General features: G+C 51.1%; 24 protein-coding genes and 1 pseudogene. 9 read left to right on the plus strand and 16 right to left on the minus strand.

Features of this window, described 5'->3' with window-relative positions:
* Positions 1-1532: 1532 nt before the first annotated feature.
* Positions 1533-1802 carry a hypothetical protein gene (locus tag PsAD37_RS21315; protein ID WP_063297843.1) on the minus strand — a complete coding sequence of 90 codons (270 nt, stop codon included), beginning with the start codon at positions 1800-1802 and terminating at the stop codon, positions 1533-1535.
* 357 nt (positions 1803-2159) lie between these two features.
* Between PsAD37_RS21315 and PsAD37_RS21320 the strand changes: the two genes are divergently transcribed.
* From PsAD37_RS21320 to PsAD37_RS21330, 3 genes are all read left to right on the plus strand, one after another.
* Entirely contained in the window at positions 2160-2570 is a 411-nt protein-coding gene (locus tag PsAD37_RS21320; protein WP_063297844.1) for a DUF2147 domain-containing protein, read from the plus strand.
* A gap of 100 nt (positions 2571-2670) precedes the next feature.
* Positions 2671-3111 carry a DUF2147 domain-containing protein gene (locus PsAD37_RS21325; protein ID WP_063297845.1) on the plus strand — a complete coding sequence of 147 codons (441 nt, stop codon included), beginning with the start codon at positions 2671-2673 and terminating at the stop codon, positions 3109-3111.
* A gap of 255 nt (positions 3112-3366) precedes the next feature.
* Positions 3367-4002, plus strand: coding sequence for a TetR/AcrR family transcriptional regulator (locus tag PsAD37_RS21330; RefSeq protein WP_063297846.1), 636 nt, complete (start codon positions 3367-3369; stop codon positions 4000-4002).
* Positions 4003-4092: 90 nt separating this feature from the next.
* On the opposite strand, the gene PsAD37_RS21335 is transcribed toward PsAD37_RS21330, so the two are convergent.
* The 7 genes and pseudogenes from PsAD37_RS21335 to PsAD37_RS21365 all read right to left on the minus strand — a co-directional run bounded on the left by PsAD37_RS21335 (position 4093) and on the right by PsAD37_RS21365 (position 11407).
* On the minus strand, positions 4093-4635 hold the full coding sequence (locus PsAD37_RS21335; protein WP_208992012.1) for a TlpA disulfide reductase family protein: 543 nt from the start codon (positions 4633-4635) through the stop codon (positions 4093-4095).
* A 206-nt stretch (positions 4636-4841) separates the two neighbouring features.
* A pseudogene (locus PsAD37_RS21340) lies at positions 4842-5554 on the minus strand (glutathione S-transferase N-terminal domain-containing protein).
* 126 nt (positions 5555-5680) lie between these two features.
* On the minus strand, positions 5681-6133 hold the full coding sequence (locus PsAD37_RS21345) for an N-acetyltransferase (protein ID WP_063297848.1): 453 nt from the start codon (positions 6131-6133) through the stop codon (positions 5681-5683).
* Positions 6134-6151: 18 nt separating this feature from the next.
* Complete coding sequence (locus tag PsAD37_RS21350) at positions 6152-7711, minus strand: glycosyltransferase family 39 protein (RefSeq protein ID WP_063297863.1); 1560 nt, start codon at positions 7709-7711, stop codon at positions 6152-6154.
* Between the two features lie 124 nt (positions 7712-7835).
* Entirely contained in the window at positions 7836-9587 is a 1752-nt protein-coding gene (mdoH, locus tag PsAD37_RS21355) for a glucans biosynthesis glucosyltransferase MdoH (protein ID WP_063297849.1), read from the minus strand.
* 3 nt (positions 9588-9590) lie between these two features.
* Complete coding sequence (locus PsAD37_RS21360) at positions 9591-9794, minus strand: hypothetical protein (protein ID WP_063297864.1); 204 nt, start codon at positions 9792-9794, stop codon at positions 9591-9593.
* Between the two features lie 5 nt (positions 9795-9799).
* The gene (locus PsAD37_RS21365; RefSeq protein ID WP_063297850.1) at positions 9800-11407 is read right to left on the minus strand and encodes a glucan biosynthesis protein; all 1608 of its coding nucleotides are present in this window, start codon (positions 11405-11407) and stop codon (positions 9800-9802) included.
* A gap of 533 nt (positions 11408-11940) precedes the next feature.
* Between PsAD37_RS21365 and PsAD37_RS21370 the strand changes: the two genes are divergently transcribed.
* Positions 11941-13056, plus strand: coding sequence for a Gfo/Idh/MocA family protein (locus tag PsAD37_RS21370; protein ID WP_063297851.1), 1116 nt, complete (start codon positions 11941-11943; stop codon positions 13054-13056).
* 66 nt (positions 13057-13122) lie between these two features.
* Here the strand turns inward: PsAD37_RS21370 and gatB are convergent, their stop codons facing one another.
* A complete protein-coding gene (gene gatB / locus PsAD37_RS21375; protein ID WP_063297852.1) occupies positions 13123-14610 on the minus strand; it encodes an Asp-tRNA(Asn)/Glu-tRNA(Gln) amidotransferase subunit GatB in 1488 nt (495 codons plus the stop codon).
* A gap of 233 nt (positions 14611-14843) precedes the next feature.
* Positions 14844-15140 carry a hypothetical protein gene (locus PsAD37_RS21380; RefSeq protein ID WP_057463341.1) on the minus strand — a complete coding sequence of 99 codons (297 nt, stop codon included), beginning with the start codon at positions 15138-15140 and terminating at the stop codon, positions 14844-14846.
* Positions 15141-15525: 385 nt separating this feature from the next.
* Here PsAD37_RS21380 and PsAD37_RS21385 point away from each other — a divergent pair, with 385 nt between their 5' ends.
* The gene (locus tag PsAD37_RS21385) at positions 15526-15783 is read left to right on the plus strand and encodes a YjhX family toxin (protein ID WP_054667435.1); all 258 of its coding nucleotides are present in this window, start codon (positions 15526-15528) and stop codon (positions 15781-15783) included.
* A gap of 61 nt (positions 15784-15844) precedes the next feature.
* Here the strand turns inward: PsAD37_RS21385 and PsAD37_RS21390 are convergent, their stop codons facing one another.
* Positions 15845-16663, minus strand: coding sequence for an alpha/beta fold hydrolase (locus PsAD37_RS21390; protein WP_063297853.1), 819 nt, complete (start codon positions 16661-16663; stop codon positions 15845-15847).
* Between the two features lie 36 nt (positions 16664-16699).
* On the opposite strand from PsAD37_RS21390, the gene PsAD37_RS21395 reads away from it, so the two are divergent.
* Positions 16700-17032: a helix-turn-helix transcriptional regulator gene (locus PsAD37_RS21395; protein ID WP_063297854.1), complete on the plus strand. Its 333-nt coding sequence runs from the start codon at positions 16700-16702 to the stop codon at positions 17030-17032.
* A 94-nt stretch (positions 17033-17126) separates the two neighbouring features.
* Here PsAD37_RS21395 and PsAD37_RS21400 read toward each other — a convergent pair whose 3' ends face one another.
* The 5 genes from PsAD37_RS21400 to PsAD37_RS21420 all read right to left on the minus strand — a co-directional run bounded on the left by PsAD37_RS21400 (position 17127) and on the right by PsAD37_RS21420 (position 21948).
* Positions 17127-17522, minus strand: coding sequence for a hypothetical protein (locus tag PsAD37_RS21400; protein WP_153039838.1), 396 nt, complete (start codon positions 17520-17522; stop codon positions 17127-17129).
* A 121-nt stretch (positions 17523-17643) separates the two neighbouring features.
* Positions 17644-19164 carry a multicopper oxidase family protein gene (locus tag PsAD37_RS21405; RefSeq protein WP_063297856.1) on the minus strand — a complete coding sequence of 507 codons (1521 nt, stop codon included), beginning with the start codon at positions 19162-19164 and terminating at the stop codon, positions 17644-17646.
* 92 nt (positions 19165-19256) lie between these two features.
* Entirely contained in the window at positions 19257-20471 is a 1215-nt protein-coding gene (locus PsAD37_RS21410) for an NAD(P)/FAD-dependent oxidoreductase (RefSeq protein WP_063297857.1), read from the minus strand.
* 327 nt (positions 20472-20798) lie between these two features.
* Positions 20799-21476: a cysteine hydrolase family protein gene (locus tag PsAD37_RS21415; protein ID WP_063297858.1), complete on the minus strand. Its 678-nt coding sequence runs from the start codon at positions 21474-21476 to the stop codon at positions 20799-20801.
* Between the two features lie 13 nt (positions 21477-21489).
* On the minus strand, positions 21490-21948 hold the full coding sequence (locus tag PsAD37_RS21420; protein WP_063297859.1) for a MarR family winged helix-turn-helix transcriptional regulator: 459 nt from the start codon (positions 21946-21948) through the stop codon (positions 21490-21492).
* A 143-nt stretch (positions 21949-22091) separates the two neighbouring features.
* Here PsAD37_RS21420 and PsAD37_RS21425 point away from each other — a divergent pair, with 143 nt between their 5' ends.
* The 3 genes from PsAD37_RS21425 to PsAD37_RS21435 all read left to right on the plus strand — a co-directional run bounded on the left by PsAD37_RS21425 (position 22092) and on the right by PsAD37_RS21435 (position 24132).
* Complete coding sequence (locus tag PsAD37_RS21425; protein WP_063297860.1) at positions 22092-23396, plus strand: SDR family oxidoreductase; 1305 nt, start codon at positions 22092-22094, stop codon at positions 23394-23396.
* On the plus strand, positions 23393-23866 hold the full coding sequence (locus PsAD37_RS21430) for a DUF2269 domain-containing protein (RefSeq protein ID WP_063297861.1): 474 nt from the start codon (positions 23393-23395) through the stop codon (positions 23864-23866). The genes PsAD37_RS21425 and PsAD37_RS21430 overlap by 4 nt, the downstream gene beginning before the upstream one ends.
* Before the next feature lie 86 nt (positions 23867-23952).
* Positions 23953-24132, plus strand: coding sequence for a hypothetical protein (locus PsAD37_RS21435; protein ID WP_063297862.1), 180 nt, complete (start codon positions 23953-23955; stop codon positions 24130-24132).
* The last annotated feature ends 73 nt before the right edge of the window (positions 24133-24205 follow it).

Genomic DNA, 24205 nt, shown 5'->3' on the forward strand with positions numbered 1-24205 from the left:
AATCGGGCAAAAACTAAAATTCAAACAATTCAATAACTTCATATATCAACCCACACACCACCACCAGACACCCTAAAACCGCAGAAACAAGCCAATAACAACCAAACAAACAACAAAAATTAACAAATCCAAAATTTGCACAGACACTTGGAAAACACACCACTCAATCAAGACCGCCACCAAACACACAAAAGCTGGCTAACAAAGAACGCCCTTAAACAACACAGCGCTACAAGATCGAGAAGGAGAAGATCAACACACTGCAACTTGCCAAGAATGAAGTCTAAGGCTCTAACCTCAAGCCACACTCCCCCTGCGCTTCCATCAACCACAACAGTGCAGAGTAAGCTAAGCTGGCGTTAAAGAGATAAGCCTCACTAATCAGAGGCGCTTATTGAAACAGGCACTTCATATAGAGAGAACAACAGGCAGACATTCTAATGCTCCAGAGCCGAGAGCCGAGAGCCGAGAGCCGAGAGCCGAGAGCCGAGAGCCGAGAGCCGAGAGCCGAGAGCCGAGAGCCGAGAGCCGAGAGCCGAGAGCCGAGAGCCGAGAGCCGAGAGCCGAGAGCCGAAAAAACAAAACCACACGCCAAGCACAACAACAAAAGACAACCTGCAGCAGCCTGCAAACACATCAAAGCCCATTTGCGACGCTTTGCGCTCTTTTGCGTTCAAGTCACCAATCTTACGTTGCTATGTCAAACAGGAGGACCAAACAGTAGGAAAAGGCCAGAACTGACCTTGCATCAGGTCAGTCTCAAGAAGCAACCAAGATCAAGGCTCCGCTGCAGACTTACTCCCCATCTGCCAACATTTATTCCCGCACCCAAAAAACATATCCCCCCGTCCGAACAACAGCTCCGGCATCGGCATCGGCATCGGCATCGGCATCGGCATCGGCATCGGCATCGGCCAAATCCCAGAACCAACATCCTAAATCAAGTCAGCAGAAAAACAGCTTCTCATCAAACTCAACGTGCGCCAGCACAAGAAACGCTCGCTTCTGCTCAGCTCATCCAGGCCCAGAAGCACGTTCGCGCCACTTTCGGAACTTCACCGTAAACACCCCTGCCCCAAAATACAGCAAGCACAAACAGCAGCAGCACCCAAACCAAACGGCCAAACTCAAAACACCTCAAGCCTTCAAATCAAGCCAACACCAAATATCAGCCTAATCCCGGCAACCAAATCACAACCAACAAACTCTCAAGGAGAACATTACAGGAATAGACCGCGATCAAATCAGGCCTCAATATCCAAACCAACGCCAGATACCCGGCTATCGGTAAAACCCGAGTTCTTTGATAATTAAACAATGAACATCCCTAGCACCCCCGCACTGCAACCAACATTGTAAAACCAATGCAAGGCAGCGGGCTCTTACCCAAGCAGGTGGGAAAGACAGCACGCTGTCTTGAGAAACAGCGCTCCATCAAGCGAGTGTCCCCGGCCCGATCTTGGGAGAGGTTTCCCAAAACCGCAGGTCATAAGCTTGTCTCATGTCGACCGCGACAAACTGTAGAATTCGTATCAATGTACAGAAAGCCAGTCTCTAGCTGCGCGTTGCGCCTCAGCAATCTCCATATTGGACATTTCCTGAGATACCTCACGTCTATACCGCACTGCCTGTGTACTGCCTCGCATAGCAGCAAGGTTAAACCACTTATGTGCTTCGATCAGATCGCAAGCGCCGGCCTTTCCCGATGCCGCATCCAGACCACGCCGTAACAGAGACTCTACTTCGCATATGTTTTGCTTCACATGCCGATGAATTACGCCATCAAACTGCAACACAGTCATTAAATCTCTCTCCTAAAACACAGTGAACTCGTGTGGATTTGCTCGTAATTTTTCATGAGTTAAGAGGAAGCCAACGCCTCCCCGAAATCTATTTGACGTCGCGGACTATTAGATTTTGACACTCTAAAAAGGCGGTTAAAAACCATGATTGAAACGAAAAAAGCAGCTTTAAAATCAAAAATTACGCAGTTCTGACACGCTGTAAACCAAGGGATATCGCACTGATTGAATTGATGGGTTGTGCGAATCGAAATCAAAGAGAGCTTGTCTAGTCCTCTGATTGATTGCCTTGCACATTCCAAACTTTACGATAAGGTAAAGCCATTATTAGCAAGCTTCAGTGTTTTGGGAGGAACCATGAAAGCACCCTTTTTGAAGTCATCTCTGGCAGCGATACTTTCAATTGGCATGGCAACATCAGCGCTTGCGGCTGATGCAACCGGCACCTGGCTGCGGGCAAACGGAACCGCTAAGATTAAAATCTCCAAGTGCGGGGGCAATCTGTGCGGCAACATTGTTTGGTTAAAAAAACCACGTAAGGATACAGAGAACCCGGATCCAAAGCTGCGTGACCGCTCCTTAATTGGCTCAAGAACTATTCTTGGCATGAAGCCTAGCGGAACAAACAGTTGGAATGGCAAGGTCTACAACGCAGAAGATGGCAAAACATACTCCGGCAAAATGGAGCTGGTCTCCAGCAACAAGTTGAAACTTGAAGGCTGCGTGCTGATCTTCTGTAAAGGCGACACCTGGACCCGTACAAAGTAAATTTACCTTAAGCCAAGAGGTAACAAGCCCAAGCTGGCCTGTTGTGATAGCTAGTCACCTGCTCCTGAGATTGAGCAGGTGACCAAGCAAGCAGGTTGGAATGATCCGTTCTGGTTTCATCTTTGGCTTTATTTTTCTCTCAACTTCATTGGTAACAGTAGCCAAGGCCTCTGACCTGCAAGGTTTGTGGCAAACAACTAAAGGTGCAATTATCAGCATCTCACAATGTGGTTCGACCATGTGTGGGCAGCTTCAGTCCTTCAAACCACCCGACGGGAAACGTCAGCAAGATATTCTGGACCTCCGAAATCACGATACAACCAAACAGGAGCGCAAAGTCCTTGGATTAAAGGTACTCTGGAATATAAAGGCAGCTGGAGAAAATAAATGGCACGCAGAAGGCTATGATCCTCGGCGTGGATACGAAATTGCAATCAATATTCACCTGTTGCCCAGTGGCCTTCTAAAAATGACAGGTTGCAAAAAGATCGTCCTGAATTTTTGTGAAAATGTGATCTGGCAACGCCCTAAACTCAAATAATAAAATCAATCTTGCAGCTTGCCCCCTTGCTGTAAAATATCTTAAAGAGCTGCCTATAGGACAACCCCAACAAATTGAAACATATCTCGTTGCATTCTTTTCCGGATCATTTTCAGTTTTATGCTATCTACGACAGCTCAGGCACTCTGGATACTCGCTTCGAAGGCTAAATTGAACTCGAAGACGCTCAGGAAGACGCACAACAATTACTGCAATTTGCTAAGGTTGAAGTGCTAAGGATGAGTCTGTGGTTTTATGATCAGCAACAAAAATCCCGACGACTTAATTCCGCCTCACAGGTTGGAAGAGGTGTTCAAAATAGCTTTCCAGCTTCTTTTGGAAAAAGGTCGGCAAGCTGCAAGCATCAATACAGTCGCTGAAGCAGCAAAGATTGCTCCTGACTTATTGCGCCAAAGATTTGAGGGAGAACGGGATCTCATCGCCCCGGATATGCGATGGTACTTCATGCGATTTAGCCAGCAAGTTAGCTCAAGCTCCGCAATGTACGCTGATATTTATTCCTGCATGTACCTGATGCTGACTGATTTTGCAGAGCTATGCGAGGAACAGAACCGTACCGAAGGTAGCCTCTACTGGTCCACCATTGGCGAGATTGGGCGGCTTGACCCGGAGCTGGGTCAAGAGTACCTCGCATTGCGTCTCCAATGGGCAGCTGAGATCCGGTGGCGCTTGGTAAAGTTTGAAAATGATCTGCAAGCACCAGAGGACATAGACCATCTGGTGGATGATTTTATGATGGCTTTTGAAGGGATCATCCAGATGGTCAAATTCGAAACTCCACTGGGTCAGATTTTCCCTGCAATCGACATCACCATGGAAGCTCTTTCAACTCGTATGAAAAAGAGCCCAAACTTGCCCGGATTTGAGTAATCCGACAAGAGGGCTCTCATGTGTCAAAGGATAATCAATCAACTTTCCCTGGGTTCCAAATCCTAAAGTGCAGAAACCCGAAAATCAGACTCAGTTACCAGAAGCAATCGTACCTTTGCCTTGAAGGTGACCAATAAAGGTCTCTTTGATCTGTGGGGCATCCCATTCAAGAGATCCCGGAATTCCACCAAGCACATCCCCGTTTTCATCGATAAAGAGCGTGTAAGGCATCGCCGCAACCTGAAATGCGGTTCCAATCGCTTGCATATCAACGGCTTGATAGCTGGTGAAGCGCTCCAGTTCCAAACGATCTTGAAGGAAACTCTGGATACGGCCATAAGGAACATCTTCCAATGCTACGACAACAAATTGACCATCCAGACCTTGCGCCTTTAACTCATCTTCAAACCGTTCCATTGCTGGCAGTTCAACACGGCAGTTCGGGCACCATGTTGCCCAGAAATGCAAAATAGCAGGTCCTTTGGTGAAAGCATCGCGCAGTGTTTTAGTACCCGCCTCGTCTTTCACTTCAAGACTGTACTTAGGGTCTTCAAAAGAAGCGGCTGAGACAGGCGAGGCAAACGCCCAAACAGCCAGAATAAGAGAGGTCAGGAAAAATTTATGAGCCCGCATAGTTCCAAGGTCCATTCGCAAGTGATTTCAATTTATCATTCTGCGTGAGCCTAGGTTTGAGAGACCTCCGGTTCAAATCAACTTAAAGTGCCGGTGACGTGAAGAATAAATAGCCTAAAAAGGGATCGAAGGCGGAAGTCTCCTCTGCAGATACCCCCAAGGCATATACGTCGAACAGCTCTGGAAGAGACTGCTATGTCACTAGGCTATGATCCACGTTGATTAAACAGCACTGATTGTGCCTGCTTGTCCTCTGCAATGTTTGAGGTTTCAGCTTCTGGTCACCCACATTTAACCCTCTGACAACTGCAGAGCGAGCCAACAAACGTTCGCGCCAAGCCTTTACATGCGGAAACTCTTCCAAATCCATTCCCTGCCGTTCCCAGCGATGAGACCAACCAAATATTGCCATATCTGCGATCGTATATTCCCCGGCTGCAACATAAGCCCGATCAGCAAGCCGTTTATTAAGCACACCATACAGCCGATGTGTCTCGTTGAAATAACGGGTCATCGCATACTCAATTTTTTCGGGTGCATAGACGCGGAAATGATGGTTCTGCCCAAGCATGGGACCAAACCCACCCATTTGCCACATCAACCATTCTTCCGTTTCAACACGAGTACGTTCTTCTGATGGATAAAACCGCTCAAACTTCCGCCCCAGATATTGCATGATAGCACCTGACTCAAAAATCGAAATCGGCTCACCGCCCGGCCCTTCAGGATCAACAATCGCAGGCATACGATTGTTTGGCGCTATTTTGAGAAAATCTGGCTCAAACTGCTCACCACGCCCAATGTTCACCAGCTTCAAGTCGTAGGGAACATCAAGTTCCTCAAGCATGATGGAAATCTTCCAACCATTCGGTGTTGGCCAATAATAAAGCTCAATGGGTTTGGTCTGCGATACAGCCATTTGGTCACCTGTAAGAAAACACTTGAAATGAGAGAATAAAGGAAAGTTTCATCCCCCCGGTTCGGGGATGCAAGTATTTCCAAAATCCTGCAGCGAGAAACGTCCGGGTTTCATGCCAGTTAACACTTAGAAAATAAGCTTGAAGCCTTCATGCGTCGGCACAAATCCGTTGCTGGTATAAAAGCGATGGGCGCCACTGCGTTCTTTGTTTGAGGTCAACTGCACCATACAGCAGCCTTTATCACGTGCCAACTTGACCGCGTGGGCAAGCATTTCCTGCCCAATTCCCTGGCCGCGCATATCAGCACGAGTGTGCATACTCTCAATTTGACCACGCGGTTTGCCGTTGAAGGCAAGACCCTTCACGTAATTCAGCTGAAAAGTTGCGACCGCCTCGCCCGTATCTGTCTCACCCACATAAATATCGGTATTAGGGCATTGCTGGATCGCGTGAAACGCTGGCTTATATGTGTCGGTCTCCCCGTTTTCCAGATGAACACGCTGGGAAGAAGCTCCTCCGTTCATCATCTGCACTACAGCCTCAATGTCTTCGTCTTTGGCAACACATCTCTTCAGCATCAAAACACCCAATATGAGTTAGCGGCAAATTTCAGAATCGCGATCAATCTTCGCGACGCCGAATGTTGTTTTACGGAAGTTATCCTTCTTCCACAAATGAGGCCAACTCACATCTATCTGATTTGAACGTAAAGTATCTTCGCGAACAGGTGCTTTGCCGGGTCCAAAACCACCGCTGGTAAACGCTGCCTGCAGACCGCGTTGCGCGCCGTTGTCTCCCATATCCCAGACAACAAAGCAGTTTTGCCGTTGTTGAGTGCTGGGTTGGAAGCTTTGGATGATGTGTCGGGCATCTGGCAGCGTAACCCGCAGGTTTCCGCCAGTGTATTCATCCAGCGAAACGATCGTCGCTTGTTCTGCCTCAGGGAACTGAGCCTTGAGCTGCTTACCCAGATCCTCATAGGGCTTCATATGCCGGCAATACCCACCGCACATCCTTTTGTCCGGGGCGAGAAAGCCGGAGATACGGATGCCCAGCACCACAAGAACCAGCAGGGCCAGCACACTGCTGTAGATCTTCACCGATCTCGGTGAATAGCGCCGCTGGGAAATGAGAGTGAACATCACGATGGGCAACAAGAGCAGCACCGGATGAATATGCCGTTCCTTGATGTATTGCGCCCCGCTGGCTAACACGCCCACAAACGCCAGAGCCAGAGAAACAAGCAAAGCCCGCTGAAGCAGCCTGCCAACCTGCGGCACGTCAGGATCTGGAACCTCCGCTTTTTCGCCGCGAAACAGAGCGGAGAAAAACAGCAGCAACACCAGCGGCAAGAACGGCACGGAGAACCCGAGCACACTCACCAGCAACCGCAACTCACCCGTCACAACGCGGGCAAGTCCGCCCCCCTGCTCTCCCTCGCGCATCACAGTCAACGCAGAACCGACAAGGGCCTGTTCGCCAGTCATAACCCAGTAAAGATAGGGCGAGTACACCGCAGCCGCGATCACAGCGGCAACGACCAACATTGGAAGCCGCACTTGCCTGCGCCAATGTCCATCGCTGAGCGCAGCCAGAAAAATAGCAGCGGGCACCAGCACGTAGGAATGTTTGGAAAGCATCCCGAACCCAACTGCGAGCCCCAAACACACTGCCGCGGTCACCGTTTTCTCCCTCAAAAGCCAGAGGAAGCAATAAACCGTTGCTGCAGACGCCGCCATCAGCACAGCAGTATGTGTCACGCCCTCATGCAGGTTAAAGCCAATCTGGTAGAGCGCCACGTAAGAAAACACGGCAAGCGCAGCCAGTTTTGCATTGGCAATCGCCTGCCGGGCAACAGCGTAAAGGAACAGCGCAAAACACAACACCAGTGCGTACTTGAGAACCAGAAAGCTCCATATCGTCGGCCCGAAGATCTTCTGAACCCCATAAAGCATCCACTCATAAAGCGGAGGCTGCCGCACCTGGTAACCAAGCTTCAGCTCTTGCACAAACACGTTCTCAAACATGTCATCCGTGCTGAGTGTGGGAGAGAAATAACCGCGCAAAACCAGATGCAGAAGCAAGTATCCTGCAATCAGAACAAAGACGCCTGCGGGACGCCACCAAAATCGGGTTGAAACTGTCTCTTCCGGCATCACTGCATCCCCATCAGAGGCTTGGACCGAAAGCTTAAGTCGAAGAGACATCAGCAGATATAAGAAGGGCCACATCCCAGCGGTTCAGCTGATGGATGTGGCCCTCAAAGCACAAAATGAACGTCTATACCCTGAGATCTGCGGAGTATTTTTCCACATGAGCGAGCAATTGCGCGGCTCCCTCCTGATCAGAGGAAAGCACAAAGCCCAAACGTTCAGCAGCCCGGCTGCCCACATTGTAAGAGCTTGCCCAGATGATGAACGGCGCGAGCAGCATCGGCAGAGCAACCGGCATCACCCAAAGCCAGAGTGAGGCTTCACCAATCCAGCTCAGCCCCATGGCCAGCGCACCAATCACACTCACCCACCAGACAGATTTGAGGCAGTCCAGCAAAGGCAAGCGGCCCGCATCGCGGTGCGCATTGGTCCAGCCACTGTCCCGGCCCATCAGAACCTCAAAGACAGAGCGGCACTGAAACACCATCAAGACCGGTGCGAACACCGCAGAGCTGATGAGCTCCACAAAACCGCCCAGTATGCCTTGGCGGGAGGTGTTCTCTACGCCTAGAAATACTTCTTTCAAAACAACAAGTGTTTTCGGCAGCACCAGCAAGGCAACCACGCCAAAGAGCAAAGCTGCCCCTTCATAAGCCGCACTCATCGGAATGTGGCCAAGAACCGGAAGGTGGTTCCGGAAGGTGTAGGCCTGCAGCACAGGAAGATCCAAAGGCGCAAACAAACTTGCCAGAAGAAACGCAGCCCAAACCGGAGAGCTCAGATAAGACATTATGCCAAGTATCAGAGAGAACCGACCCCAAGGCTTCAGAGCACGAGCCCCAACCACACGGGAATGCTGCAAGTTGCCCTGACACCAACGCCGATCACGCGCGGCATACCCTAAAATATTCTCAGGCGCAGCTTCATAGGAGCCAGTAATCCGTGGATCACACTCTACCTGCCAGCCCGCACGCGCCAACAGCACAGATTCAACACTGTCGTGGCTCAATATGTGCCCGCCAAATGCCGCGGTGTCATCCAACTCCGGCAAACCACAGCTGGAGGCAAATGCACGTGTGCGAATAATCGCGTTGTGCCCCCAAAATGGCCCGCATTCGCCCTGCATCGCAGCAAGGCCAAAAGCAAAGGACCGGCCAAACATGCCAGAAGCAAACATGATACTGCGGCCAAAATAGCTTTTCAGACCAACAAGCATCGGCACGGTCTGCAACAGCCCAAGGTTGGGCTCGGCTTCCATGCGTCCAACCATGTGCACCAATGTGTCGGCACGCATCAGACTGTCAGCATCCAGCACCACAATGTAACGGTAGGCACCACCACACCGCTGCACAAACTCGGCAACATTGCCTGCTTTGCGGCCAGGGTTGTCAGTCCGGCGACGATAAAAAATCTTCTGTTCCGGATAGCGGGCAACCAACTGGCGCACCACTTGCTCTTCCACTGCCGCAATCTCTTCATCACGACTGTCAGAAAGCACATGCCAGTGAAACAGGTGTGTTGCATTGTTAGCGCGCAGATCATCCATCATCGCAGCAAGACGAGCGGCAACGACCAGCGCATCTTCATGATAGATCGGCATGAGGATTGCGGTGCCAGCAGCAGGCAAAGATCGCGGATCAGCCTCAAGAGGTTGAACAGAGCGACCATAAAGCAAACCCAGCAGAACGGTCGCTCCACCCCAGGAAAGCCAGAGGGTGCTGACAAACAGCAGCACAATCCGAACAACCTCATAGATATTAAGATAGTCAGCACTCAAGGCTGCATAAAACAGCCCTGTAAAGCTGAGGGACAACGCCAGACAGAAGACAAAAGCCGCAGCCCGGCGGTGCCCTACCCCGTCGCGAAACGGCTTATCCATGGATTACCGCTCCGAAAAGGTAGAGATGGCTTTTTGCAAGCGCGTCCGTTTGGAAGGAAGCGCAGAGTAGCTGCGCCCAAACCGCATGCGACGCCAGATCAGAACAAGCCAGCTATCATCTGCAGAAAGATCCTGCACTGGCATGGCAAGCGGTGCAACTGGACCGCTGCTCAAGTCAACATTTGTCGAAAATAGATTAGATGTCATAGGCCTCATGAGCTCCACCCCCACTGGTAAAGCCATTCTTCGGAAACTGCTTTTTCGCCATCAGTCAGCTGAAGGCGCAACTCAACCGGGACTTCAATGTCATCGCGGGAAACATCCAGAAACACACGATAAACACCCAGCTCTTCAATGTAGCGAACGTCAGCAAAGTTTACTGTGCCGTTTAAAGCAGCGTTTTCAATAAATGGTTTTGCGCGTACAAGCTGCTCCCCATCCAATCCGCTCTCAGCAAACAACTCAGCATCAAAGTCCACCACAAACTTACGGGTCAGCGAGCTCTCTTCAGAAGCCGAATGCCCGGCTTTGCCAGAACGGGTCTGGACCACAGGCATCAGCATCTGCTCAGTACGACCAACTTCATCACCCCAATACATCTTGTAGTGGAATGAGAGTTCATCACCCGCTTTCACCGCTTCATTCGGAGACCAAAAGGCAACAACATTGTCGTTGATTTCCTGATCTGTTGGAATTTCTGCAAGCATGACAGCTCCAGAACCCCAATCACCAAGAGGCTCAATCCAAAGGCTTGGACGCTTGTCATAGCGAGCTTCAAGGTCCTGATAATTCTCAAGATCTTTGTCACGCTGCATCAGGCCAAATCCAGCTGGGCTTCTGGCACCAATAAAGGAAAGCTGCAGATTATCCGGGTTGGAAAGTGGCCGCCACGCGGTCTTGCCATTGGCAAAGCGCAGCTTCAGCCCATCACTGTCATGCACTTCTGGTCTGAAATCATCAAACCCGACACGGTCATTCTCACCGTAAAGATACATGGAAGTCAGTGGTGCAATGCCAAGCCGCTCCACATCATTGCGGAAAAACAGATGTGCAGTCACATCAACTTCTGTTTGCTGGCCTGGCTTAAAGACAAACTGATAGGCTCCGGTCACACTCGGGCTATCAAGTTCAGCCCAAACCGTCACCTTGTCAGAGCCATCTACTGGCTTGCCAAGATAAAACGCAGTGAAGTTTGGAAACTCCTCCGGCTTACCGCTGGCTGTATCAATGGCAAGCGCACGTGCGGACAAGCCATAAACATTGCCCGCGCCCAAAGCACGGAAGTAGCTGGCGCCCAGGAACGCCACAAGCTCATCCATCCGCCCTTCCACATTGAGTGGATTTAGCAAGCGGAATCCGGCAACACCGGGAAAAGAAACATCGCTCAGCGATGCGGTCAGCTCCGCATCCTGATAGTCAAAGTCAGCAGCTTCAAACACGAATGGTTGAGCAGCGCCCTCGCTTACCTCGTGAATTTTCAGAGGATTTTTAAACAACCAGCCCGGATGGAATGCATGAACCCGAAAGTTCTCGGTGTCCTTCCATTTGCTGCGGTCGCGTTTATAGCCAATTTTCCGATAGCCATCGTACTTCAAGGCCGCCAGTGCTTCCGGCAATTCGCTGGTTGGTTCAAGATAGGCGTCTTGCGCCTGTGCCTTCATCTTTGCCACGAGTGCGCCAAAGGTAAATGGCACCTGAGATTGAGAGCTTTCGCCTGCAACAGTCGCTGAAGAAGAAGCAAAAGCCCCAAGTCCAACACTGGAGCAAATGACGCCAAATACAGCGATATTGGAAAGAAAACTACTTCGTTGATTAAGCAACGAGACGCCCCCAAGGTTTCAAATACAACAAAGTGCAGTGTTCGCATACACTGCGCAACTATAAGTTCTAGCAGAGCTTAGACCCCAGACCAGACAAGTCTCCATAACGCCCGATCACCTGAAGTTTATCGTAGTGTAATAAGGCGGAGATATGGTCGTGGCTAGGCAGAGCGATGATGATTCACAGCGAAAATTAACCCTGTGAAATATCTCTAAGCCATTAGAATTACTGAGATATTAGGGGTAACTCATTCAAGAGACACGTTTTCACCACGCTCTAACCCCAAACCCACCAAAAGCAATCGCCTCTGTTCGTCAACTTCTTTACACGCACCCGCAGAACCAATCTGAACCCAGCTGGGGACGCGCACTCAAAATGAGATGATATCCAGTCAACTTTTCTTGGGGTCAACGCCTCTCCCTAGTCCCTTTAAAGGGATCAAGCAACAGAACATTTCCAATTCTTATCGGTTTCCCTGATTAGTTTTTAAACCCCGCGGGCATACCCTCCCTCATCTATAAAAGGACGCCCTATGGAAATTGGCATTGGCCTGATCGGTGCAGGGTATATGGGAAAACTGCACGCCGTCGCACTCAACGCGGCAGCCGCAGTGTTCAACACCAAACTCCGTGCCCGACTTGAGATGATCTGCACCACCACAGAAACCGGTGCTCAGGAGAAAGCCGAGCAGTTTGGCTTTGCCAGATACACCAGAGACTGGAGCATATTGGTCAACGACCCGCGAGTTGAAGCTATAGTCATTGCCAGCCCACAAACCACCCATCGAAAGATCGCCCTGGAAGCTTTCAAACTGGGAAAGCCCGTGCTCTGTGAAAAACCATTGGGCGCGAGCCTTGCAGACGCAACCGCGATGGCACAGGCAGCGCAAACCTCGGGGCAAGTCAATCTGGTGGGTTTCAACTACATTCGCACACCCGCAACACAACTGGCCCATCAGCTCATCAAAGAAGATGTAATCGGAGACATCACTTTCTTTCGCGGAGAACATACCGAAGATTTTTTCGCAAATCCCAGTGCCCCTGCCACGTGGCGCTCCAGCGGAGACTCCAACGGTACTATGGGAGACCTCGCCCCTCACATGATCAACTGCGCCCATGTTCTGGTTGGTCCAATCAGGAAAGTCAGTGCACAGATTAAGACCGTTTTCAAAACACGCCCGTCAGAATGCGCGCCAAACATCGTCGAGCAAGTCACCAATGATGATGTGGCTCAGTTTATGTGCACTTTTAAAAGCGGCGCAACAGGTCACCTCCTCTTCAGCCGTATCGCACTGGGCAAGAAGATGGGCATTATCTATGAGATAACCGGCACCAAAGGCGCACTGCGGTTTGATCAGGAAGACCAGAACGCCCTCTGGCTTTACAAAATGGAAGATGAACCGGAGCAATCCGGCTTCAGAAAGATCCTCACCAATCCTCATCATCCGGATTATGCAGCCTTCTGCCTCGGCCCCGGTCACGGCACCGGCTATCAGGATCAGCTGATCATCGAGGCTCGTGATTTTCTGGAGGCTATCGCAACTGGAGCCACAAATTGGCCAACCTTCAAAGATGGTCTCGAAGTCGCAAAAGTCGTCGATGCCGCTCGCCGCTCTCACAAATCAGGAAGTTGGGTTGAGGTGAACTAGCCTCTCCAACAAAAAAGGCCCACCAAACTGGCGGGCCTTCGAATTCTATAAAGCTGTAGGAATGACTTATTCCAGACCGATCTTCGCTTTCAGCATGTCAGAGACTGCCTGCGGGTTTGCTTTACCCTTAGAAGCTTTCATCACCTGACCAACGAACCAGCCAAGCATGCCCGGCTTTTCTTTCGCCTGCTCTGCTTTGTCAGTGTTGTTTGCAAGGATCTCGTCCACGATGCCTTCAATCGCACCAAGGTCAGTCACCTGCTTCATGCCGCGATCTTCAACGATCTGCGCAGGGTCACCACCTTCGCTCCAGACGATCTCGAAGAGGTCTTTCGCGATCTTACCGGAAATGGTGCCTGCTTTGATCAGATCGATGATTTTGCCCAGCTGCTCAGAAGAAATCGGGCTGGAAGTCACATCCAGACCTTCTTTGTTCAAGCGGCCAAAGGTGTCGTTGATCACCCAGTTCGCAGCCAGTTTCGCATCACGGCCCTTGGCAACTTCCTCAAAGAAGTCACAGGAGACACGCTCAGCAACCAGAATGTCAGCGTCATATGGGGTCAGACCGAAGTCTTTAATGTAACGCGCCTTCTTCTCATCCGGCAGTTCCGGCAGGTCCGCAGCCATCTCATCAACCAGCGCCTGAGTGAACTCAAGCGGCAGCAGATCTGGGTCCGGGAAGTAACGGTAATCATGCGCTTCTTCTTTAGAACGCATGGAACGGGTCTCACCCTTCACGCTGTCAAACAGGCGTGTTTCCTGATCGATCTTGCCGCCGTCTTCCAAAATGCCGATCTGACGACGCGCTTCGTATTCAATCGCCTGACCAACAAAACGGATGGAGTTCACGTTCTTGATCTCACAACGCGTACCAAACTCACCGCCCGGTTTGCGAACAGAAACGTTCACGTCCGCACGCATGGAGCCTTGATCCATGTTACCGTCACAAGTGCCAAGGTAACGCAAAATGGTGCGCAGCTTGGTCAGGTAAGCCTTAGCCTCATCAGCACAGCGAATGTCTGGCTTGGAAACGATTTCCATCAGCGCCACGCCAGAACGGTTCAGGTCAACAAATGACATGGTCGGGTGCTGGTCATGCAGGGACTTACCCGCATCCTGCTCCAGATGCAGACGCTCAACGCCCACTTCAACCTGCTCACCGCTCTTCATATCAAGGTGAATGATACCTTCACCAACGATCGGCTGTTTAAACTGGGAGATCTGATAGCCCTGCGGCAGATCAGGGTAGAAGTAGTTTTTGCGATCAAAAACGGACTTCAGGTTGATCTCGGCCTTCAGACCCAAACCAGTCTTAATAGCCTGACGAACACATTCTTCGTTGATCACTGGCAGCATGCCCGGCATCGCCGCATCAACCAAGCTCACATTATTATTCGGATCGCTGCCAAAGCTGGTAGAAGCGCCCGAGAAAAGCTTGGCTTCAGAGGTCACCTGAGCGTGAACCTCCATGCCGATTACGATTTCCCAGTCGCCAGTTGCGCCCTTGATGAATTTCTTCGGATCCGGAGTGCGCGTATCGACAAGCAGCGTCATGCGATCAATATCCTGTGTTCGTATAAGTCTTCACGGAAGTCCGGCCACGCGATGCATAGCCACGAAGACCACCTAATTTCTCAATGGTGTTGGGTAGGCCATCAACCCCGCAATGGCAAGTGAATCTTCGGGGGTTTTTGAACCAGAGTGCCTAAATTTCGGGGAGAAGCTTGTAGAAAGTCGCGCAGAAGCATCTGGAGCTTGACCCACGCTGAACAACAATCCCTCAGCACTCACTTTGCGCGACGACGACTTGCGCCGATTTTCATAGCAATAGCACTTACAATCAGCCCCGTCGCAAAGCGGAACGGGAACAACGCCAGCGGCCCCACTTCAGGGTTCCACGGCAAAGGTATTCCAACAAGCTTGATAAGCCCTTCAAGAAACAGGCTAAGCGCAGCTGCAGCAAATCCTGCAATGAAGATCTTCCCCCGCTGGTTGGCGTAGTAGCCCATATAGGCGGCGATCAATATGGCAAACGGATTCAAAAGCCCCGGCCACAGCAGGATTACAGAGATATCGTCGGTCATTAAAGTCTCATTCAGATCAATTAGGAAAGCACCTGCACAGCGCTACGTAGTTCCCCTAGCACATTATTGGAGTGACTGCGAAACAGACTTGGAGCACATCCCCGAAAAGTACGTTGCATAGAACAATAGGGAGAGACGCCCAACACTTCCAGCAAATCTGCAACACCTGCTTATTTTCGCAATCCAGCAAGAAATCGCACGCTTGCAACACCCAGCTGCGTTGCCTATAAGGCAGCCATCAATCAATGGAGTTTTGATGCGAGCTCGACAAGAGTCCCGGTAAAGCCCTGTCGAAGATAGACAGGGCATGCACAAACCAAACAATCTCATTGACCGCATGAGCGGGCAGACGAGACAAGTGCATCTTTAAAACTCAAAGACATCCATGGATATTTCGAAAGCTGAACAGCGCATTTTGCATGTGCTGGCACAAGGCGGCTGCATTGAATTGCGCCGTGACGACGATGGCACTCTGGAAGAAATGAACTGCGTCACCCGGGACGGCTGGTATTATGCCGGTCTTTCCGAGCACATCTTCAGAAAACTGAAGTACAGACGCTTGATCTCCTCAAAAGGAGGCCGCCCTTATCGCATCACCAAACTGGGCCTGACCCGCGTCCGCAGCCAGCTCGACAATCGCTGACCAACACCACCCTGCAGCACCATGCTGCGGGGTGGTTTTCAATCAAGCAAAGCTTGGGCAGTCATCTACCCAAAATCTGCTTCAACACCGCAGCGACAATAGCTTCAGGGCAATCTTCCTGAACCAAATGGCCTGCTTGAGGAATTGGAATGCAATTTTCCCCGGAAATCAGACCAGCCAAAACCTCCCCCTTCTCATAGGGGATCCACTCATCACACGCCCCCCAAAGCACTGAAACCGGGCAATCCAGAGCCCCATAAAATCCCTGAACTTCATCAGTGTATTTCTGGTCCATCTGCGCAATCTGACGATAAAATGCTGGTTGCCCAACGGGTCCAATCCACGGAGCGGCATAAATCTCCAAGGTCTCCTCGGAAAGCTCGTGATGAGCAGCCGTCTGCAAATAAGCCCGTAACATCGCTTTATGCATATACTCCGGCATCCCGGCAAAGGCCTCTGCATGTTGGCGCACATGCTGGACCAACGGTGATCCCCATGGAGCCAAAGCAACCGCATCAAATATCGTCAGAGAACCGTAACGCAGACCATTCAGATAATAAGCCCGCAGAGCTGTAGCGCCTCCAAAATCATGAGCCAGAACATCAGGGCGATCTAACTCCCATTCCTGAAACAGCGCAGCCAACACCTCATTTTGGACCCCGAGGGAAACATCCTGCCCTTCGCGCTTCTCGGAGTGACCGTAGCCCACCAGGTCAAAGTAATAGACCCTCCTGTGATCGAAGAGATGCGGCACAATCCTGCGCCAGACCTGCGAAGAAAAAGGTGTGCCGTGGATGGCAACCAGTGGCGGTCCATCCCCCATTGCTCCCCAGCGAACAGCGTTTCCGTTAATGACCGAGGTGTTTGGAAGTTCCAGCATAGCACGACTCACATTGATATTTAGCTAAATGACTATATGATTATCAATATGGATAGAGCAATACAAATTAAAGCCATCTCCAGCGAGCCTCGCTTAAAGGTCCTACGCCTTCTGAGAGAACCGAAAAAACACTTCAGCCATCAACAATCAGCTGATCCGGTTGAATTCGGTGTTTGTATGACATTGATTGCCGAAGCCTTAGGCGTTGCCCAACCCACTGCCAGCAGGCATCTGGATATATTGAAACAGGCTAGCTTCATCTCTTCTCAGAGACACTTGAAATGGTCCTACTGCAAACGCAACGAACCAGAGATCGAGGAGTTTTTGCACTGGCTCAGCAGGGAAGTCTCGCCAAATCAGATCACCTGATGCTCAAATCTCGCATCTATTCAGTATTGGAAAACAGCTGCATAGCATGACGAGACCTCGCAGCAGCACTCTGCGAGGTCATCTAGCACGAGCATCAGTTACAGGTCGTATAAAAGAACCTTCGATCCCGGCCCTCGCGATATGGATAGACATGACAGGTCGTTTGGCATCGCCCCCGATCCCATAATTCGACAGTCACATGGGTAGCCGGAGGGCGTCCGCCACGATGCCAAACACCATTCTCATCACGCAGGAGCAAGTACAGACCATCAGTCCCTGCCGGATTCTGGTAAGCACGCTGGATATCGCGATCAGATGATTCACTCAGCACCTGCCGAACAGTTGGCCCTGTAAAACTTGATCGCGAGTCCAAAGTTCTATTACTTACAAGGGTATCAGGCTCATCTGCCCAATAAACGTCAGCTTGAGCACTCGGCAGGCCAACACTCAACACCAGCAGGCCGATGCCCATAAACTTTCTGATTTTCATTGTTTTTTCCTTTCCCCGAAACTTCGGGCAAAAGGAAGACGCAACAGCCCCATCTTTACGCGGCTAAATCCAGCAACAGCGTAAACACACCAAGAACAACTCCTCAGCAGAAATCACGAAGTTAGCGCAACATCTCACGCTCATTAACCACATAACGCACCGGCTGCATCATACCGACAGCAAGGTGCCAGATATTGTGGCAGTGATAGGCCCACATGCCTGGGTTATTGGCCAGAAACTCGATAGTCACCGTCTGCTTCTTAGGCACCCAGACCGTATCCATCACTGGCGCATAATCATCATCAGGCCCGCCGAGCACGCGAAATGTATGTCCGTGAAGATGCATGGGGTGAGACATGGGAGACCGGTTGATCATCCGCAGCTGAACCACCTCTCCCTGCTTCACATCCAGATACGTCTTCTGCGGATCAGGCCCCGCATAAGGCTCCGGCCAATAATGATTGTTCATCATCCACTCATAGGCCTTCATCTCTCCGGAAAGCAGCACATCATAAACGCGGTCAACTTTTCGGCCAAACCCAGATGCCTCAAGCGACTTCAAGCTTCTGAAATCAATCGTCGGTCCATCAAAGGAAGCTCGTTTGTCATTCACATTGACCTTCACATCATCGGTATGGATGACACCCAGACACTGCTTATCATCACCAAGCGCGGCAGCATGGATCGTGTAACTGCCGCTGTCCGGCACATCCACCAGTACATCATAGCGAGCCGATGTCGGGACGATGACATTCTGTCCCTCAACAGGCTGCATACGGTTGCCATCAACCTCAATGACTGAGAACTTCAGACCATCAATGAAAATTCTGAAGAAGGTACTGCCGGACGAGTTGATCAGACGCAGGCGCAAACGGGCACCTTTTTTGACAGTCAACGTCCACGGTTTGGAGTTGGGTTGCCCATTCAAGGTGTAACCAGCATTCACAACATCAATATCAAAGTCTTTGGTGTTAGGAGGCTCATAAGCATCTTTGATCTCGGGCCGATGCCTGCCACTGCGCAAGCCTTTGATAATCTCCCCACCTTCGGCTGGTGGAATGTCGCTAAACATCAGCGCTTCATCATGATCATAGGAATATGGATTGTCCTTGGGTTCAATAATGAGAGCTCCTAGAAGGCCATACTGCTCCTGCAAGCCAAGATGAGAGTGGTAATAATAGCTTCCCTGCTGAACCAGCGGAAACTCGTAATATTGCGCAGCTCCGGCCTGAATGGGAAGCTGCGCAATCGCAGGCACGCCATCTTGTAGTGATGGCAATAGCAGTCCATGCCAGTGAATGCAGGTGGGATGTGTCATCCGGTTGTTGATGAGCACCCGGAACATATCCCCTTCCGTATATCGGATGGGAGTACCCGGCCATGTGCCACCAACAAGCATGCCTTTAAGATCGACGCCATATTGGGAGTAGGGTTTTTCATCCACGTCCAACGTGAAATCCGGCTTAGCAACACCCGCACCAAGGAGTGACTGTGCGCAAGCTGTTTCCGGCGCCACAGAAGCAGGAGGTAAAACAGGTTGAGATTGCTGCGCGCCAGCACCGCCGGAAATGAATGTAGCTGCACCTGCCGCAAGCCCGCCGCTTGCGCTGGTTTTCACAAAGTCTCGACGGCTCAGCTTCATAAGCGCACCTGCTCTTCCAGACGGAAAAAAGCAGTTTAGGCAGGGAAACGCTACATTTCCCTAGCATTATCGAGAGGATTATAAGGAATGAGTTACGCGCCGACCAAACGATCAGCGCCCATGGAGCCCAGCGCAAGTGAGCTGGTCAGGCCTGGGCTTTCGATACCCATGTAAGTCAACAGCCCCGGAATGCCGTGAGTTTCCTCACCCCAAATCGCAAAGTCGGCTGCTTCAGCATCCGCAGGAACCAGCTTAGGACGAATACCAGAATAATCTGCCTGCAAGCTTCCATCAGCCAGATCGGGATAGTATTTACGGATCTGCGAATAAAACCGCTCGCCGTGCGCTTCATTCACTTCGTAGTCGATCTCGTCGATCCACTCCACATCAGGACCAAAACGTGCCTGATTGCCCATATCCAGCGTGAGGTGAACACCAAGCCCACCCGGCTCTGGCACAGGATAGATCAGATGTGAGAACGGAGCATCTCCGGCAAGGCTGAAATAGTTGCCCTTAGCGTAGTAAAGCTTCGGCACTTTACAAGACATATGCCCGGCCAGCTTGGAGAGCATCTTGTTGGAGTGAAGACCCGCAGCGATCACAAGCTCATGACAGGTGATCGCGTAGCCATCCTTCATGACAACGGTAAAGCCGTCACCTTTGAAGTTCTTGGCAGCAAACTCTTCATGCTCATCATTATCAAGATGATGGTCAGCCGCTTCCAGATCCTCTTCCACCAGAATGTCAGCACCCATCAGTTCGCTTGGGCGCATACCGGTTTCAATCTCAGTGACTTCTGTCCCAACAACAACAAGCCCGCCATGCGCTTCCAGCCCACCTTGCAGCGCCATCATATACGCATGACTATCCACAATGCCTGTGGAAGGAGAAAACAGGGCGCCCTTACACGCCAGATGCGGTTCAAAGCCCCGCGCCTGCGCTTCATTGAGCATCAAAAGATCATCAACACCATTGGCAGCAGCACGTGCGCGGATGCCATCCAGCATGGAAACCTGGCTTTCATCGGTCGCGACAATCAGCTTACCAACGCGCTTGTACGGCACGCCAAATTCCTCGCAAAAGGAATACAGCATCTCCTTACCTTGCACGCAAGCCCTTGATTTCAATGAATCTTTTGCGTAGTAAATTCCGGCATGGACAACTTCGGAGTTACGAGCACTGATTTCGGAGCCGATGATCTCGTGCTGTTCAAGCACAATAACTTCACGTCCCCTGCGCGCCAGTTCATAAGCCGCGCTCAAGCCCACAACTCCTGCACCGATTACGATGCACTCAACGTCTGCCATGCTATTCCTGTTTGCTCTTTTATTGTTGGGAGACAGACCCATAGCACATTACGCAGCAATCTAAACAATATACCCACAGCCTTTCCCGCATTAATCCCCAAGGCAAATGTGTAGATTTTGAGGCAGTATGTCTTGAAACGGCAAAACACCCAACATCTAGTAGGCAGCTTAATATACCAGGGTTCAGCTCATTCAATTTGATCCACAGACAGATGCATCACACAGATACACAAGCAAAAAGCCTGCGTCAGACGCAGACTTTTCCCATGCCCATGTAAGATGCATGTTGACAATGTGCAACCAGCACAACGCACGTGAGAACAGAACCTACTGAGCTTCAGCCAACTCTGCTGAATTCACCAGCTCTACGCCTTTGCTTATCAACTCTGTCCGGCACTCTGCCCAACCCTTCAGATCAATGGAAAGCACAGCATCCTCTGCCAGTTCCACTGCATATCCACGCCCCAGCGCCCCAAGCGCCGTACTCTTCACGCAGTAACATCCATCAAGTCCGGCAATCCTGAGCCGACCAACACCGTGCGTCTTCAGGAAAGCCTCCAGCTCGTCACTGGCAAATGCATCCCCCACACTCTTCACAATATCCGCATCCGGCTGAAACCTGAGCCGCGTATCCAACTCAAGCCCATCAGAACCTTTCGTCCCAAGCCCCTTGCCAAGCAACCCAATCAGGAGGTTGGAGTGCCCGCCTTCATAAATCAGCCGTGTCGTAATCACAGGCTCTCCGCGCATCTGCGCCTCTGCTGCCAACGCATTAATCCGCGCAATCCGCTCTTCCACAAAGCCAGTTGGCCACTGCCGTGCTTTGGTATCCTTGGTAAAGTCCTCCTGCACATCCAGCACCAACAACGCAGCTTGACCCCGGTTCGCAGTATCAATCACAGCTCCCTGCGTTGGCCCCTGCAACCGCATCAAACGCTGCGCCGTGTATCCAACGCCAATCAAAAGCACCAGAGCCACAAAACCAACAACACTCCACATATTCATCAATGCCTCCAAATTACGACTGTGCCAGTGAGGAAAAACAACCAAGCAACGCCCGCTGCACTTTCAGATGCGCGCGCACCTCATCCGCACTCAGGTTCTGCAAAAGCTCTTCAAGAATAGAAAGTTCCGCCTGCCGGATCGCGGTAATCGCTTCCCGCCCTTTTGAGCTCAGCACATAATAATGCGAGCGCATATGAGCAGGGTTGTCCTGTGTCTCCACAAACCCTGCAGCCTTGCACGCTGTAAGGACACGCGCCACAAACTGCCGTTTAAGGTCCAGCCGCTCTGTAAGTGCTGGCGCTGTCATCGGAACACGACTGTTCAGCAAAGCCTCAAGAATGGCCCGTTCCCCAACACTCACCCCATGCTTTTGCGAGGCCACATCCACCGCATTGGTGATGTGCCGCAACAAAGGCCGCGTGATCTGTATCCCCGCATAAAGCAAATCCGCCAGTTCAGGGTCTCTCTGCATTTCTCGCTCTTCCATACACCCACCAGACCACTCCATATCGATTATGTCAACTAAGTTGACAAATAAGATACACTCAACGCAATGGCCCCATGCTAGATTGAGGCATTCATGTGAGTCTGGTCTTCGTTTTAAAAGTTCATTTTATGAGTACCCGCAAATCAGCAATTGTCCTCGGCGCTTATGGCTTCATCGGAGCAGCTTGCGTCAAACACCTTCAACAAGCAGGGTTTCATGTCACAGGCGTCGGACGCTCCCAGTCAGCCGCCCGGCAATGTTTCCCTGATCTTCAATGGCACTTTCTGGATATTACCGCCGCAACCACGACGGATTGGCGCAAGATCTTCGAAACGGCAGACATTATCATCAACGCCTCAGGCGCCTTGCAAGACACAGCCAAAGACAATCTCGATGCCATCCACGTACAGGCCATCGAGCGCATGTGCGAGGCTTTGCAAAATACAGATAAGCTATTCATCCAGATCTCAGCTGCTGGCGTAAAGCCTGATGCAGCCACGCACTTCTTCCGCACCAAGGCAAAAGGCGATGCAATCCTCCAGAAGCAGCTGGAGCATGCAATTATTCTGCGTCCTGCGCTCGTGATTGGCCCACAAGCCTATGGTGGAACAGCGCTACTGCGAGCGGCCAGCGCCATGCCGTTCATCGGTTTCAAGGTGTTTCCCGAAAGCCAAATACAATCTATCGCACTTGATGATGTAGCCAAGGCGGTCACACATTGCGCACTGGGCAAAGTCCCCAAAGGAACAACGGCAGACCTTGCGGAAGCAACATCGCAAACACTCTGGCAACTCACAAATGCAGTGAGAGCATGGCAAGGCTTCCCGCAATGGCGCTATGCCATCACAACACCAAACTGGCTCCTGACGGCGACAAGTAAACTGGCAGATGCTCTTGGAACGCTTGGTTGGCGTTCCCCCCTGCGCTCCACATCCATCGAAACCCTGCAAAACGGCATCACCACTGATACGACCACATGGCAAAAGGCGGGCGGATTTCCTTGCAAGTCACTTAATGAGACACTGAGCAGCCTGCCAGGTTCCACTCAGGAACGCTGGTTTGCAAGGCTGTATCTTTTATTACCCCTCACCATCGCCTGCCTTGCTCTTTTCTGGCTCGCCTCCGGCATTATTGGAGCAATAAAGTTTAGTGACGCACAGAAAGTTCTGACCGAACGTGGCATGGATCAAACACTCAGCTTACTCTTTGTATTTGCAGGCAGTATCACCGATATCACGCTTGGCAGCCTCATCCTCTTTAGAAGATACACCCGCCTCGCCTGCCTTGGCATGATCGCGGTGACACTTGGCTACTTAGGTGCCGGCACGTTGTGGGCGATGGATCTCTGGGCAGATCCTCTTGGCCCATATGTCAAAACAATCCCCGCCATGATCCTTGCCCTCTTTCCCATTCTGCTGCTGGAGGAAAGATGACCTACGAGTTCCTCAAATTCCTGCATATCATCGGCGCATGTGTCCTCATCGGAACTGGAGCAGGCATTGCGTTCTTCATGGTGATAGCCGCCAGAACGCTGAACGCCACAGCAATCGCACACACCGCAGGAACAGTTGTCATCGCAGACACGCTCTTCACAGCCACAGCCGTAATCGCTCAACCCATCACCGGATACCTGCTGGCAAGAGAAGTTGGCTGGTCTCTGACCGAAGGTTGGATCGTGCTCTCACTCGCACTCTACATGCTTATTGGCGCATTCTGGCTCCCAGTGATCTGGATACAAATCCAACTCCGAAACCTTGCCACAACAGCAGTCACGGCAGGCACGCCATTACCACCCCGCTATCACACCCTCTACCGCATCTGGTTCGCCTGCGGCTTCCCCGCTTTCATTGCGATACTAGGGATTGTTTGGCTGATGATTGTGAGGCCAACGCTATCGCTTTGATCAAATGGCCCAGATTTCTCTTGTCCAATTGAGCTTAGCTAAACTATACGACCATGAACTAAATAAACACAGCTATTGGAAATCTCATGCGCCTACTTTTAGGATTACTTTTTGTCATTTTCTCTCTCAGCCTAGCTAATGCAGAAGAACCCACAAAAGAAGCCTTACTGGAGGAACTGTTCCAACTGACAGAGTCAACAGATGAAGCAATACTAGAGCGTGCTGCGCCAGATCTGATTCAGGTTTCTCATTTTAACTTTTTGTGATTCAATGTTGCCATCCTTGTTTTTGGAGGGCACATGGGCAAGCCATATCCGATAGAATTACGTGAACGGGTTG

This window comes from Pseudovibrio sp. Ad37 (genome assembly GCF_001623075.1).
In the GTDB taxonomy this organism is placed as follows: Bacteria; Pseudomonadota; Alphaproteobacteria; order Rhizobiales; family Stappiaceae; genus Pseudovibrio.